At 43.8% G+C, this 14948-nt stretch carries 11 protein-coding genes; 6 read left to right on the top strand and 5 right to left on the bottom strand.

All coding sequences use genetic code 11. The annotated features are described in order from the left end of the window. Positions 1–311: 311 nt before the first annotated feature. Positions 312–2084, top strand: coding sequence for an S-layer homology domain-containing protein (locus tag BM278_RS14120; protein ID WP_244151179.1), 1773 nt, complete (start codon positions 312–314; stop codon positions 2082–2084). Positions 2085–2119: 35 nt separating this feature from the next. Here BM278_RS14120 and murJ read toward each other — a convergent pair whose 3' ends face one another. The 3 genes from murJ to csaB all read right to left on the bottom strand — a co-directional run bounded on the left by murJ (position 2120) and on the right by csaB (position 6017). Then, positions 2120–3643, bottom strand: coding sequence for a murein biosynthesis integral membrane protein MurJ (gene murJ, locus BM278_RS14115; RefSeq protein WP_090950908.1), 1524 nt, complete (start codon positions 3641–3643; stop codon positions 2120–2122). A gap of 65 nt (positions 3644–3708) precedes the next feature. Then, positions 3709–4881, bottom strand: coding sequence for a glycosyltransferase family 4 protein (locus BM278_RS14110; RefSeq protein ID WP_090950905.1), 1173 nt, complete (start codon positions 4879–4881; stop codon positions 3709–3711). Then, entirely contained in the window at positions 4878–6017 is a 1140-nt protein-coding gene (gene csaB / locus BM278_RS14105; protein ID WP_090950904.1) for a polysaccharide pyruvyl transferase CsaB, read from the bottom strand. The genes BM278_RS14110 and csaB overlap by 4 nt, the downstream gene beginning before the upstream one ends. A 225-nt stretch (positions 6018–6242) precedes the next feature. Here csaB and BM278_RS14100 point away from each other — a divergent pair, with 225 nt between their 5' ends. The 5 genes from BM278_RS14100 to BM278_RS14080 all read left to right on the top strand — a co-directional run bounded on the left by BM278_RS14100 (position 6243) and on the right by BM278_RS14080 (position 13882). Further along, complete coding sequence (locus BM278_RS14100) at positions 6243–7517, top strand: nucleotide sugar dehydrogenase (protein WP_090950901.1); 1275 nt, start codon at positions 6243–6245, stop codon at positions 7515–7517. A gap of 24 nt (positions 7518–7541) precedes the next feature. Then, on the top strand, positions 7542–8267 hold the full coding sequence (locus tag BM278_RS14095) for a WecB/TagA/CpsF family glycosyltransferase (protein WP_090950929.1): 726 nt from the start codon (positions 7542–7544) through the stop codon (positions 8265–8267). A 69-nt stretch (positions 8268–8336) separates the two neighbouring features. Then, the gene (locus tag BM278_RS14090) at positions 8337–9443 is read left to right on the top strand and encodes a glycosyltransferase (RefSeq protein WP_090950899.1); all 1107 of its coding nucleotides are present in this window, start codon (positions 8337–8339) and stop codon (positions 9441–9443) included. A 28-nt stretch (positions 9444–9471) separates the two neighbouring features. Beyond that, positions 9472–10872, top strand: coding sequence for an O-antigen ligase family protein (locus BM278_RS14085; protein ID WP_090950897.1), 1401 nt, complete (start codon positions 9472–9474; stop codon positions 10870–10872). A 394-nt stretch (positions 10873–11266) separates the two neighbouring features. Beyond that, a complete protein-coding gene (locus tag BM278_RS14080; RefSeq protein WP_167359642.1) occupies positions 11267–13882 on the top strand; it encodes an S-layer homology domain-containing protein in 2616 nt (871 codons plus the stop codon). On the opposite strand, the gene BM278_RS18830 is transcribed toward BM278_RS14080, so the two are convergent. Then, positions 13860–14021 (bottom strand): hypothetical protein, encoded by a 162-nt coding sequence (locus BM278_RS18830; protein ID WP_167359641.1) that lies wholly within the window; start codon positions 14019–14021, stop codon positions 13860–13862. The two genes, BM278_RS14080 and BM278_RS18830, sit on opposite strands and share 23 nt — an antisense overlap. Before the next feature lie 351 nt (positions 14022–14372). Next, positions 14373–14948: ATP-binding protein (locus BM278_RS14075; protein WP_090950891.1), on the bottom strand; the 576-nt coding region annotated here is incomplete at its 5' end.

Genomic DNA, 14948 nt, shown 5'->3' with positions numbered 1-14948 from the left:
CGTGCCGTTTTTTGTCCATTTGCCGCAGTAACTATTTAATTGATTTGGCAGAAAAAATAGGCGAGCAGGAAATATATTAAATTCTAATTCTTACATATTTTTATCATATTTGATAGAATAAAAGTGATATAGGAATGAATTTCTTTTACATACATATTTATAAAAATTTACCATAACATAGCAGGGGGGAGTAAAAACATTGAGATTACTTGTCAGCTTTTTTCTAGTTTTTAGTTTATTTTTTTGCCAATATTTCTGTTTCGTTCGCCGATGATATTACAGGAATTGCGCTGGAAAAGGAAATGCGCGCGATGGTGAGCCAAGGTGTCGTACAAGGATATCCTGATGGCAAATATCGCCCTAACGAGTCTGTTACCCGCGGTCAGTTCGCTACGTTTATTGCTAGAGCGTTGCAGCTTCCGGAAGGTTCGGGGCACTTTTCTGATGTTTCGCCATCTTCGAAATTAGCCGACGGCATTTATAAAGCGAACGCAGCGGGAATTGTACAAGGATATTCGAACGGTGCGTTCGGTGTGAACAATAAAATCACAAGGGAAGAAATGGCGGTAATGATCGATCGTGCGCTGGACTATTTAGAAATAGAGAAAAAACAGGCGCCGCTCTCTTCTTTTACGGACGTGGATGGGCTTTATTCCGCTTCGAAAATCGCGATATCCAATAATGTGTACTATGGCATTATTCGCGGAATTCCAAATACGGATGGAAAAACGTTTCGTTTTGACCCGAAAGCGTACGCGACAAGGGCGCACGCCGCTGCTTTTCTTTACCGCTTGCTTGAAGTGTGGGCGGAACAAACGCCGGAAATGGCGTATCAAGTCGCTTCCATTCAAAACGGGCAATTAACGCCGCTGCCGAAGCGCTACGCTACGTTTGCGCAGGCGGAAGCGGCCGTTACGAATTGGTCTTCACAAGTGGTGGTGCAAGGTACGAAAATCGTTAAAATGGCTAGTGGCAACGTCATTGCCCAGCCGTCTCCTGGAAAATCCACGACAACGATTTATAATGCCAATTTCAGCGCAACGCTGACGTATGTCGCACCAAATACGGAAATGAAATATTTAGGCGCAGATGAAGAAAAAGTAAAAGTGCAAATCGCTAATACGATCGGGTACGTGAAACAATCGGAAGTGATGCTTGTACCGACGGCATTGCTACAAGGACGGTCGTACTACAAAGCGGAAAAAGGGGAATTGTATCATTACATTTATAATACGACAAGCAACACATACTCAAGCTATCTATATGGAAAAGCGCCATCGTTTATGCAAGATGGGCAAAAGTATTACAGCTGGGACGGCGAAGCGTTTTCTAACGCAACAGGCAAGCTCGTCGGCACGGCTTATCAGTACTATAACGTCTTGCCAATCCGTACGAAAACGAATTATACGGCCGAAGAGCTGAATAAGTTCGTCGCTGCGAGCCGCCCTGACAGTCCGCTGAAGACGTTAGGGGAAGCATTTAAAAAGGCAGAGGAAACATACAATGTCAATGCGCTTTATTTGTTGGCGCACGCGATTCATGAAAGCTATTGGGGAACTAGCGAAATCGCGAAAGAGAAGAAAAACTTGTTCGGCATTCAAGCGGTTGATAGCGATCCGCTCAACAGTGCGGTGAAGTTTAACACCTTCGAAGATTGCATCAACTATATGGCACAGACGATAGTATCGAACAGATATGCCAATCCAAAGGACTGGCGGTATAATGGAGCGGTGCTTGGTGATAAAACGATCGGCTTTAACGTTCGTTATGCGTCTGACCCGTATTGGGGACAAAAAATCGCTGGACTGATGTACCGGGCTGACAAATTTTTAGGTTGGAAAGACTGGGGCAAATATACGGTTATGGGAACAACAGTGGATGGCGTGAACGTCCGATTGCAGCCAGCGGCAGTTCCGCCTGTATTCTACGAATACCGTCTTGCCAACACTCCTGTCGTTAAAATCGGGGAAACGGCGAAACAGCCGGACGGCTATGTATGGTATCAAATTCTCCCTGATTTACCGACAGAGGGGAAAGCTTATATCCGCGGCGATTTATTAAAACCGCTGCCAATCGCAAAATAAACGAGGCAAGCAATATGGCTTGCCTCGTTTTTTTGTTATACCGCCTTCTGTTTTGTTTTGACCATGCGAAGAAGCCGATAAAAACCGTCGCGATAAAAGAAGTAGGTGCCAACCATATAAAAGACGACTCCGATTGGCACAAGAACGGCAAGTTGAAAAAGAGAGTACCAATGCCCGACGGGTGTCCAGCATTTTACTGCATATAATGGAACGGCCATGATGGCGGTCGGCGGAATGACGCGGGCGATCAATGAAAATAGTTTTTTCGCCTCTCCTCGCTCAAACCCTTTGTATACGGATACAGTGCACGCCGTTAAATAATAGAAGGAAACAAGCGAGCTCGATAAAGCGAGTCCGGGATAGCCGAGCCACTTCACAAATAAATAGTTTAATAACGTGTTTAACGCGATGGTCGTGACGCTAATCCGCAATACAACCGCCGTTTTTCCTTGCGCATACATCGATTTCGAAACGATGTATTGCAATCCTTGTGTAACAATAAGAGGCAAATAAAACAGCAGTGCGATGTACGTATTATGGGTGTCTTCCGCCGTAAACTGGCCGCGTTCATAAATAAAAGAGATGGCGGCATCGCCTACAAACAGCAAGCCGGCCGCAATCGGCATGAGCGTCATGAGAGACAGTTCCATCCCTGTAAAGAATGTTTGCTGGAACTTGCGCTGATCGTCCACCTGCTCGGATAGCAACGTGAATATAATGGCGGCGATAGTTGTGCCGTAAATGGTATGGGGAATGCTGACTAACAGTGATGCGTTGTTTAAATAGGTCACCGCTCCTTCTATCGTCCCGGAAGCGAACATTTTATCGATAAACATGTTCATTTGTCCGACAAGCGAATTTAATAACGACGGTACAAGCAAGGCGAGAAATGTTTGGCGAAATTCTTTGTCCACGGCAAACGTCGGCGACCAGCGATAACCGCTTTTTTGCAAATAGAAAAACATGAGCACGACTCCCAATATAATGCCGAACACAAATCCGTAAGCGAGGCTGTATATTCCCCACACGTCCGAAAAAAGAAGGGCGAACACCGCTCCCATTAGTGTAGCCAGCAGTTTCGAAATTTGCGATGGTACGAAGATGCGCCGCCCTTGCAAATACGAGTCAAGGATTCCGTTTAATGCGATAGCGCTCATAAACAGGAAAAAAATTTTGGTAATCTCGACCGCGACTTTTTCCGTCGTCGGCGTCATGTCGCCGAAAATGATCGGAACGAATGACGGAGCGAAGAAATATCCAAAGACCGTAACGAGAAGGAAAATTGCTACGGTTGCGTTCATAATGCCGTTGGCGTTTTTTTCTGCTGCTTCGGGATCTTTTTTGCTCTTCTGTATATATAAAGGAAGAAACACGTTATTGAATCCGCCAGAAATGATTGCCAGTACGAGAGTAATAAACGAAAACGCCAATAAATAGCCATCTGTGTATTCGTTTGCTCCAAACTGTTTGGCAATAACGCTTTCGCGGAGAAAGCCGGATAACTTGACGAGCAACGCGAGCAACGTAATCCAAAGCGCGGTGCGTTTTAATGATGGCATCTGTCTCACTTCCTTATTAAGAATCGAAAAAGGCTGTCTCTAAAGGGCGACGAGACAGCCGCATTTTATTGCCGCAACGCTGCTGCATAAATTTCTTCATACTTTTTCGCAGCGGCTAAGTGGGAATATTCTTCTTCAATTTTGCGTCTTGCTTCTTTCGCCAATTTTTGTCCGATTTCCGGATGATCAAGCAAATAAATGATCGCTTGCGCGAGCTGATCGACGTTTTTCTCTTCAACAAGGAGGCCGTCATGTTCGTGGCGGACAATTTCTTTTAGACCGCCGACGGCAGAAGCGATGAGAGGCGAGCCGGATCCCATCGCTTCGAGGGCGGAAATGGACGTCGCTTCCTCGACGCCCGCTGAATGAACGCTTGGCACAAGAACGATATCCGATAGCGCGTAATATTCTTTAATCGCTTCGTGCGGGATCGCCCCTAGCAGCTTCGTTTTCTGTTCCAATCCTTTTTCACGAATCAGCGATGTTAATTCTTGAAACGCTTCCCCCATGCCGGCGTAGACGAGCATCGTATTCGGATATTTTTCGAGAACTTGCGGAAGCGCGAGCACCGGATAAATGACGCCGTTTTTCTTCGTCAGGCGCCTTGGAACGAAAATGATGTTCGCGTCTTCCGCAAAGCCATGTTTTCGGCGGTAAGCAAGCCGGTTTTCCTTGTCCGGCTTAAAATTGTTAATGTCAATAAAATTGCGAATCGCTGTCGCTTCTACGCCCGCTTTTTCGAACACGTAATGTTTAATGCGCTGGTCGACTGTAACAATTTTCCTTGTTTTTGTATAGGCTTCGACTTCTTTTTGCAATAAATAACGGGCTTGCCGGCTTCCTTCCACGACAGAGCCGCGGCTAATCGCTTCGTACGTCATATATCCATGCACGGTAGTGACGGTTGGGATGCCTGTTTCGACCGCCGCGAGCGTCGCAAATACTTCTTGGGCGTTAATGATGTCGTATCCTTTCGATTTATGCTTTTCGATCAAGCGATAAAGCATTTTTTGCCGGACGTGATGGCTCCAAATAATTCCGCTGCCTTTTGACAGTTTGTTTAAAATAAAGCTTGGCCCTTTCGCGAGCAAGTTTTGGCTTACAGGGCTAATGTCGCTGAACGAGAGCACATCGACTTCGTGCCCTCTCGCTTCCAACCCTGCTTTTAATGTCGTGACGTGCGTCGATAATCCTCCAGCGTGAGGATAATCGAAGACGGTAGCTAATAATATTTTCATTTTTCATCTTCTCCTTGCGAGAATGAATGTACGAGAAATTTTTCCTTTAACAACCGAATGTTTTCCATCGCGTCTTTCCGCATCGACTCGGCGTTTTTCCGCACTATTTCGCTTAACTCATCGCGATGGCTAAGCACATATTTGGCGTTTGCAATCAATCGTTCCACGTCGATTTCGCCTAAGCGAAAAGAATATTCCCACATTCCCGAACGGTTCAATAAACTTTCTACTTTTTTATCATAGCTGATACCGATGTGCGGAACTTCCGTAAGCGCGGAGAAAATGAGCGAATGCAGTCGCATGCCGATTGTCATGCGGCAACGGCTAATAAAGTGCAAATATTGGTTTGGCGTAAAGTCCGGACCAAGAAGATGGCATGCGTCTTTCCGCTTCATTTTTTCGATTACTTGTTCGGAGGCTCTTACGTCATGATGGCCTTCCATCGGCACGAAAACAGGGGTGATATGTTCTTCCTCTATTAAGCGGTCGAGCGCTTCCGCCATCTGCGAATAATATTCTGTATGGTGAAACCACGGCCGGACAGAAACGGCGACGAGCTTTTCGTCTCCTTTTAACGGAAGACTGTGGAAGCAAGCGTCATCTACTTTATGTTTAAACGCGAAGACGATATCCGCCGTGACGACCGTCTCCGGTTTGGTGACCCCAAGCTTGTGCAGCAATTCTTTGGAATATTGGTCACGCACCGTAATAAAGTCAGCCATATTCGCAAAAACTTTCATTAATATTTTTCCCCATGTCGTGTTGATGGGACCAATGCCCTGCGAGAAAAACATGACTTTTGTCCCGCAAAGCTTGGCAAGAAAGACGATTAACAAATAATAAGGAAGAGGTCCGAACAAAAATCTCGTCGGATATGTATCTTGCAGCAACCCTCCTCCGCCGCTGATAAGCAAATCTGCCTCGCGCAGCGCTTTTATTTTTTTTCTATTATCATGACGCCATCCGCGGTAAACGCTTTTCACGTTATGCGTTTTTGCCGTTTTTTCCGGAGAAAGAGAAAATACGGTGATGTCCGGATGATCCAATTCCGCGCGAAGATTGTCGATAATCGCTTCGAGAATCGCTTCATCCCCGGTGTTTCCAAGGCCGTAAAAACCTGAAATAACGATTTTCAAAGAAACGTTTCCTCCCTCTGTCCAAAATATCATTTCGCTTCAATACGCGATTTTGCCGCAAAAATCAACCTTAATTGTAGCATTTGCCCATTCTATATTCAATGATGCAAAATATGTCGCAATTTGATATACTATATCGTGATTGACAAAAACGGCTCGCAGTGAGCATAATGAAGCGTGGCAAGTACGTTTGCCAATTTCCGAACCAAAGAGAGGTTTTTCGCAATGAAAAAAGTTTGTGTAGTTGGACTAGGATATATTGGATTACCGACATCGGCGATTTTCGCGAACGCTGGCTTTGAAGTCGTCGGTGTGGACGTAAACGAAAAAGTTGTGCAAACGTTGAACAAAGGCGAAATACATATCGAAGAGAACGGGTTGCCCGACCTTTTCAAAAAAGTGGTGCGAGAAGGCAAGTTTCGGGCTTCGCTTGTTCCGGAAAAGGCGGATGTGTTTATTATCGCCGTTCCGACCCCGATTCACGAAGATTATACAGCAAATATCGATTATGTCATTGACGCGACGAAATCGATTCTTCCTTATTTAGAAAAAGGCAACGTCGTCATTGTGGAATCGACGATTCCGCCTCGTACGATGGATGACGTCGTTGCGCCGATCATTCGCGAACATGGGTTGGATCCAGAAAAAGACATTTATTTAGCTCATTGCCCTGAACGTGTATTGCCGGGTCGCATTTTAATTGAGCTAGTGGAAAATACAAGAATTGTCGGTGGTGTCACGAAAGAAGCAGCGAAAAAAGCGGCTGACGTGTACCGCGCCATCGTCAAAGGCGAAGTGATCGAAACAGAAGCCGTCACCGCCGAAATGTCGAAGTTAATGGAAAACACGTTTAGGGACGTCAATATCGCACTTGCCAATGAACTCGTCAAAATTTCGCGGCGGATTGGCGTGGACGCCCATAAAGTCATTGAACTGGCAAACAAACATCCACGCGTCAACATCCATTTGCCGGGACCTGGCGTCGGCGGCCATTGTTTGGCGGTTGACCCTTATTTTATTGTCGAAAAAGCGAAAGAAGAGTCGCCGCTCATCCAAACAGCCCGGCGCATTAATAATTCGATGCCGCATTTTGTCGTCGAACAAATTCAGCGCATGACGGCCGAACTTACGGTGCCAAAAGTGGCGATTTTCGGCTTGACGTATAAAGGAAACACGGATGATGTACGGGAAAGTCCGGCGATTAAAATATACGAATTATTAAAGCAACAGGGCCGGTTTGAGGTGCGCGCGTACGATCCGCACGTCAAACAAGAACAAGTGTCTTTCCCGCTTTCCACGCTGGAAGAAGCGGTTGACGGCGCGCATTTAGTCGTCGTTCTCGCCGACCATAACGAATTTAAAAACATGAAAGCGGAAGATTTCGCGACGATGAAAACAAAAGTCATTTTCGATACAAAAAACTGCGTGCATCTTCACGATGAAAGTATAACGGTATATAAAATCGGGAACTTGCACTCTGTCAACGCAATCCAAGAATAACGGCAAAAGAGAGTATGATCGATGATGGAGAAAGAAAAATATTTGGACGTGTACGTTTCCACGCTGAATTACGACGAAATTCTTGCCGATATCGAAAAAAGAATGGCGGCAGGAGAAAAATCAACAATTGTTGCCGTTAATCCGGAAAAGCTCATCGCTGCCAGCAAAGACGAAAACGTCAAACAGCTCATTAACTCAGCGACGTATCAAATCCCCGACGGCATTGGCGTGGTGCTCGCGTCAAAGCTAAAAGGCGGGCGCATCACCTCGCGCGTTACGGGGATTGATATGATGGAGCGGCTCATTGAGCTTTCCGCGAAAAAAGGGTATCGCGTGTTTTTATATGGCGCGAAAGAAGAAGTCGTCAAAAAAGCGAAAGAAAATCTCGAAGCAAAATATCCTGGATTGCGAATCGTCGGCTACTCCAATGGCTATGTCAACGATTACGATTCGCTCGTCCGAAAAATTAACGAGTCGAATGCCGATATTTTATTTGTCGCGCTCGGAAGCCCGCGGCAAGAACTGTGGATCAAAACATATATGAACGATTTGAACGTCAAAGTGCTACAAGGCGTCGGCGGAAGCTTCGACGTGTTCGCTGGATATGTCAAGCGGGCGCCAAAGCTGTTCCGCAATCTCGGGCTGGAATGGTTTTACCGCCTTGTGACAGACCCGAAACGGTTCAAACGGCAGCTTGCGTTGCCAAAGTTTTTATGGAAGGTATTATGGGAAAAACGACCGGCGGAATGACCGGGCCGAACCAAATCAAGCTGCTGGAAAAACGCGGCGGTTTCACTCCAACAGCAAGGGGAGATTCATTTGAAAGTATTACACGTCATTAGCGGCGGGGAAACGGGAGGGTCGCGCAAACACGTCGTCACGCTGTTATCCAAATTTCCGAAAGAGACAGCGACGCTCGTGGTGTTTCAAGAAGGAAAGCTTGCGCAAGAAGCGCGGGAACATCATATCGATGTCCGCCTCCTTCCGCAATCGTCCCGCTATGATTTGTCGGTGTTGCGCAAACTCGTGGAACTCATTCAGCAAGGACGCTACGACTTGCTGCACACGCATGGCCCGAGAGCCAATTTATACGGCGCGCTGATTAAACGGAAAATCGGGATTCCGTGGATGACGACGATTCATAGCGACCCGCGCCTTGATTTTATGAAATCGGGATTAAAAGGCTTCCTTTTTACCCGCCTAAATTTATGGGCGCTAAAAAAAATCGATTATTTCTTTGCCGTGTCGGAGCGATTTAAAGAAAACCTCGCCGCCTTCGGGATTCCTAAAGAGCGGATCAAGACGATTTATAACGGCATCGACTTTCACGAAACATCTCCCAATGATCTGCTGCGACGAACGGATGTTGGAGTGAACGAAGAAGATTTTGTCATCGCCATGGTCGCAAGATTGCACCCGATTAAAGGCCATGCCCTCGTATTTGAAGCGCTCCGGTCGCTGCCGCATCGCGACATCCAACTGTTAGTCGTCGGAGACGGTCCGCTCGAGCGGGAATTGAAAGAAAAGGCGGCGGAATTGGGCATCGAAAATCAAGTGAAATTTCTTGGCTTTCGCCGCGATATCGCCGCGATCTATTCTCTCTCCGACATTGCGCTCATGGCTTCTTACAGCGAAAGCTTTCCGTTGGCTTTGCTCGAAGCAGCCAATGAGCGCATTCCCGTCATTTCCACCGATGTGGGCGGAGTTAGACAGCTCGTCGTTTCGCGGGAGATGGGATGGGTCGTTCCCGTCGGCGACAGCGCGGCGCTGGCCGCGGCAATCGAAGAAGCGCGCGAAAAAAAGCCGCAATTAAAACAAATGGGACAGTCTTTATACGAATACGCCTCTTCCCATTTTTCATTAAACCGCTTGTACGAAGAAACAATCGCTACGTACAAACATGTGATCAAACATTATCAAAAGTAAAACGAAGTGTGTAAAAGGAGTTTAAGCGATGCGTTTTCAACAACCGTTTACTTATTACGCTGTGATTTTATCTTTGTTTTTTGTTCCGCTCGTTTCCTTTAAAACATATATCGGCCCTCTGCCGCTGTCGGCGGAAGTCGTGCTGATTCCGCTGTTAACGATTGCCGCTTTTATCGATTATACGCGAAAAAGAATCGAGCTTAATGACTTCAACATAAAGCCGATTGCGGCGGCGTTTCTCTTGTTTTTCATCATCGCGGTTATTTCTTTGACGCAAGCGGTCAGCCTCGCCCCGGCGGCAATGGAACTTGCCCGCTATCTTTCGTACGTTGTCTTGTTTCTCATTGTCGTGAAAGTTCGCTTTACGCGCGAACAATATATCGACTTCGCCAAAGTGTTCGGGCTGTCGGTCTTGATCATCGGTGTTTACGGAATCGTGCAATACATTTTCGGCATTTCCTTGAACACCGCGGGGCTGTATGCGCTGAAGGAAGCGAAAGGGCGCGTTGACTCGACGCTTGTGAATCCGAATTATTACGCCTCGTTTTTGAACTTTGTCATTCCGACGTTAGTGCTATTAGCGGTCGTATATTTTAAAAATAAAAAAGCGCAGCTACTTATGTTCGCGCTATATGGCATTTACGTGATCAACTTGGTGCTTACCTATACGCGCGCCGCCTGGGTCGCGATGATCGGCGGGTTCGTATTAATGGTCTTGCTCATTCCGAAAGAATTCGTGAAAAACGCCGTTCGTCCGCATATACTTGTTTCGTTCGTCGTCTTGCTTACGGTTGTTTATTTCATGCCAGATGTCCAGTCGCGCACGTATTCGGCACTGTACGCGATGGAGAAGATTCTCATCCGCAACCTTCCTGGCCATATTGCCGGTGACGATCATTCAAAAGGAAAAGATATCGGATTCCTTCCAGAGCCGGAGGAAACGGAAAAAGCCGAGGACGAAGCGACGACGAGCCGCGCTGTTGTTTCCCGCGTCACGCTGTGGAAAACGGGATGGGTGATGATGAAAGAAAACCCGGTCCTTGGCGTCGGTATCGGAAATTACCTTGTGAGATACAAAGAATATGTTACGAAATATCCGGAGTTGTATATCGGTCATGACCAGTATTCCGTGCATAACTCGTATTTAAAGGTTGGCGCGGAAACGGGATTTATCGGGCTGGCGGCATTTTTAATCATTTATCTCATTTATTACGTGTATTTGCTTCGCCTTTATTTTTCCGCGGCCAACCGGCTAAGCAAGGTCGTAATCATCGGGCTGATCGCGGGGAGCGCCACATTCATGGTGCAAAACTTATCCAACAATCTCATTTTCATCCCGCAGCTAAACACGATCTTTTGGCTCGTGTCCGGGCTGGCGATCGCCTTTGTCCATCAAAATAAAGAAAAACCAGCAAGCATGCAGGAATAAGCTGCATGCTTGTTTAATTTATTTTTAAAAATTCTTAAAAAGTATTTTACAATCTTTCATTTATTTGTATAATGTTGACTATAGTAAATTAATGTTTATACGCCAAATTAAAGATTTGGTTCATAAGATACGCAAAGGATGAGAATTTTGTAAAAAACGGTTGAAAAATCACATGGTTTTGATAGAATAGTAGTTGAGTTTGGGAGTATCTATGTTTACGAGTCATTTTATGGAATCTTTTCTACGATACCATCATACATACTTATTTGGGATGGATATTCTTTTTGGCTCGTAAAATGTTTGTGTTGCTCCTAATCTCGGTAATTGATCGATGGTATTTGTCATACCCTCGATTCATCATAAAAATATACACAAAACGGGGAGGAAATTGTTCATGGCTTATCAACCTAAGTCCTATCGCAAGTTTGTTGCGACAACTGCAACAGCTGCCATGGTCGCGTCTGCGGTAGCTCCTGTCGTATCCGCAGCAGGCTTCACAGACGTTGCGCCGCAATATAAAGATGCAATCGATTTCTTAGTTTCAACAGGCGCAACAAACGGTAAAACGGAAACTCAATTCGGCGTTTATGACGAAATCACTCGTCTAGATGCAGCAGTTATTCTTGCAAAAGTATTAAAACTAGACGTTGACAACGCAAAAGACGCAGGCTTCACAGACGTGCCAAAAGACCGCGCGAAATACGTCAACGCGCTTGTCGATGCAGGGATTTTAAACGGAAAATCCGAAACACGCTTTGGTGCATATGACAAATTAACTCGCGTTGAAATGGCGAAAATCATCGCGAATGCTTACAACTTAAAAGGCGATGATGTAACGCTTCCATTCACGGATGTAAACGATACGTGGGCACCATACGTAAAAGCGCTTTACAAAAACGGAGTAGCAAAAGGTAAAACAGAAACGAAATTTGGTGCTTACGAAAACATCACTCGCGGTGACTTTGCACGATTTGTATATAATGCGCACAATGCTACTGTAGCTCCGGAAGTAATTTCGGTAAGTGCGGTTAACTCTACACAAGCTGTTGTTACTTTTTCAACTGAAATCGGTGAAGTTTCTGCTACTAACTTCACTGTTGATAATGGGTTAGCAGTTGTGAATGCTGAAATTAATCCTAATAATAAAAAGCAAGTTACATTAACATTTAACCAACCTTTAGCGGATAAAACTACTTATAAAGTAACAGCTAATGGTGTGAAATCTGTTGCTGGCGTTGAATTGAAAGAAGATTCGTCAGCAGAATTTACTTATGAAATTGGTGAAGTTAGTAAAATTGAATTGACAAAAACTACTTTTGTTAATGGTGATGATATCACTGATTTTGTTAAGTTAACAAATGATAAAGGTATTGATGTAACTGACGAATATACTGTAGAGATTTCTTCTACTTCACAAAAAATTAATAATGGAACTGTTTCAGGTGTTACTACTAGTGAAGTAGCTTATGTACAAGTTACAGTTAAATCTAAATCTGGTAATACTGTAGTTAAGCAAAGTGATGCTATTAAAGTAACTTTATCTCCAATTGCTGTAACGTCGCTTGTTGGCTTCGGGTTGGGTAATGATGTAGACAATCCAACTGCCTTTAAACAAGCAGTACAAAATGGTCAGTTGATCTCTGAAATGAAAAAATCATCTCGTCCAAATTTAGAGCTTCTTGTAAAAGACAATAATGGCAATGAAAAATTATTGTCTGCAAACGATGTAACGAAAATTGAAAATTTAACTCCGACTGTAGCAGTTGTTTCTAAAGATAATAATACTGGAGAGTTAGTCGTTGACGCATACTCTACTGGTACGGCACAAGTTAAGTTAACAATTGGTGACTTTGTAACTACTGTTAGCTTTACAGTTAAAGAGGACTCTAAAATTGCAAATGCAACTTTAAGTAAATCAAACGTTTACTTCAATACTGCAAATGATGATAAAGCAGAGAATGACTCAGTAAATGTCAATATCGTTGACCAATATGGCGAAAAAATCCAAGCAACTGTTACATCTAATGAAGTGTTTGTCGGAAAAAATAAAGTTGGTACATTAACTGCAAAATCTAGCAATACAAATGTTGCTACAGTTACAGTAAATAATGTTACTCAGCCATCTTCTTCACTTCCGATAAGAATCACTGAAGCCGGAAAAGGAACTGCAACAATTACAGTAGAGTTTAAAGATACTAAAGGCAACGTAGTATTTACAAAAACTTTAACTGTAACAGGTAAAGATGCTGGTGCATTCGCTGGTTACGTGATTGAAACAGATGCAACAGAAATTGACTTAGACAAAGATGTTAATCTTGAACCAAACGATGACACAGTAAACTTCACAGTTTACGAAGTGGATGCACAAGGTAACAAGATCCAACCTGTAACATCAGGTGTTACTTTAGAGATTCAAGGATATGACAAAAATCCTGAAGTGAAACAATATATTGATGTTGATCAAAATAATCCATTAGCGATAACTGTTGTAAACTCAAATGCATACAAAACTTTTGCTGGTTCTGGAACATTAAATGTAGATGTTAAGGTGAATGGCACGAAGATCGGTACTAAAACAATCACCTATAAAAATACCGATCCTGTAGCAACTAAAGCTGTTATTAATACAGTAGATGTTGTGATTGATAATGATAAAATTAATGGTTTCACAGATCAGCCATTAGCACTGTTGGATTTATTCTACGGACACTATGATTCTAAGGCTGGCAAATATACAATTGCACCAAAATTGTCCGTATTAGATCAATCTTCTAAAGTTATTGATTGGGACACGAATCAACCAGGTACTTTAGTAAATACAGATTCAGTAAACAATATCGTATTTACGACAACGAATGAATCTAATGTGGAGATTTCGAACGGTCAAGCAACTCTGGCTTCAAGAAAATCGTCTGGTTCATTTACAGTTGTTGTATCTGATGTCGATACTACAGCTGTAGCAGATATCTTACCTGCTCCTGTAGCATTTAAAGTAACAATTGTTGACTAATAGGTGGAGGTGCTGTGGCCACTTGAAAAGCTCTGCGGAGAGAAATCTCTGTGGGGCTTTTCTTTTTCTTTGTTTTTTTTAAAAAGAAAAAAGACAAAGCGACAATGGCTTTGTCCTGAAATGGGTGATATCTATTCATGATTCATCCGCTCCTTGGATTAACCTATTTAGGAGCAGTATAGACAAGAACAGGCATTGGTTAAACATGTCGGAATTTCAAACTGAATTTATATAGAATGTACGAAGGGAAATAGAATGTCATCATCAGAAAAACATCAGGGAGATAAGTAAGGCGATTAAACCGAAGACCATTTGACGAGTGCTAGAGGATGATGCGCCAGTCGTTGTAGTGGCGGAGAAATTAAACCTTTGTTATCGTGATAATATTATCAATGGATTAAGAAATATAAACAATATGCTGTTTTTGGCAAGTAGAAAATGTATGAAATGGCAATTAAAAATGCATACATACACTTGCCAAATTCCATGGTTAACGTTGAGAGATTGAGTCTTTGTATCGGTGACTTTCACCATTGAAGATGATTAAATGAGAATGATGAATCAGCCGATCAATGACGGCCTCTGTTAAAATGGGATCGCCAAAGACATTATTCCATTGGCTAAAAGGTAAATTGGTTGTCACAATGATGCTTTTGGTTTCATAACACATGGAAATAACTTGAAATAATAACTCTGCCCCCTGTTTATGCAATGGAATATAGCCCAATTCATCAAGAATCAAGAGATCCAACTTTTCGATTTGATTGAGAAATTTACCAAGGTCACCTTTTTCATTGGCCTCCAATAAAGCATTGGAGGCGGCCGTATAGAACTTCACTCTTTTTCCTTGTTTTTTCATCAAATTGAGGGCGATGAGAGTGGAAAGGAATGTTTTACCGGTTCCCACTCCGCCATAGAAGATAAGGTTTTCCTGATTTTTCGTAAACTCACCTTCTAAAATATAATCTTTTGTGATGCCTGGGGCTAGTTGAATCTCCCGCCAATCATAAGGTTTATTTGGAATTTTCGGCAATGTCGCCTGTTTTAGTAGTAAATTTATCCTTCT

Source organism: Parageobacillus thermantarcticus, assembly GCF_900111865.1.
In the GTDB taxonomy this organism is placed as follows: domain Bacteria; phylum Bacillota; class Bacilli; order Bacillales; family Anoxybacillaceae; genus Parageobacillus; species Parageobacillus thermantarcticus.
This window is presented reverse-complemented; position numbering and strand designations above follow the sequence as displayed.

Coding starts and splice junctions, on each gene's coding strand:
- BM278_RS14085 (WP_090950897.1), top strand. CDS start 9,472: ATGCGTTTTCAACAACCGTTTACTTATTACGCTGTGATTTTATCTTTG.
- BM278_RS14110 (WP_090950905.1), bottom strand. CDS start 4,881: ATGAAAATATTATTAGCTACCGTCTTCGATTATCCTCACGCTGGAGGA.
- BM278_RS14120 (WP_244151179.1), top strand. CDS start 312: ATGGTGAGCCAAGGTGTCGTACAAGGATATCCTGATGGCAAATATCGC.
- BM278_RS18830 (WP_167359641.1), bottom strand. CDS start 14,021: ATGAATAGATATCACCCATTTCAGGACAAAGCCATTGTCGCTTTGTCT.
- BM278_RS14095 (WP_090950929.1), top strand. CDS start 7,542: ATGGAGAAAGAAAAATATTTGGACGTGTACGTTTCCACGCTGAATTAC.
- BM278_RS14100 (WP_090950901.1), top strand. CDS start 6,243: ATGAAAAAAGTTTGTGTAGTTGGACTAGGATATATTGGATTACCGACA.
- murJ (WP_090950908.1), bottom strand. CDS start 3,643: ATGCCATCATTAAAACGCACCGCGCTTTGGATTACGTTGCTCGCGTTG.
- BM278_RS14080 (WP_167359642.1), top strand. CDS start 11,267: ATGGCTTATCAACCTAAGTCCTATCGCAAGTTTGTTGCGACAACTGCA.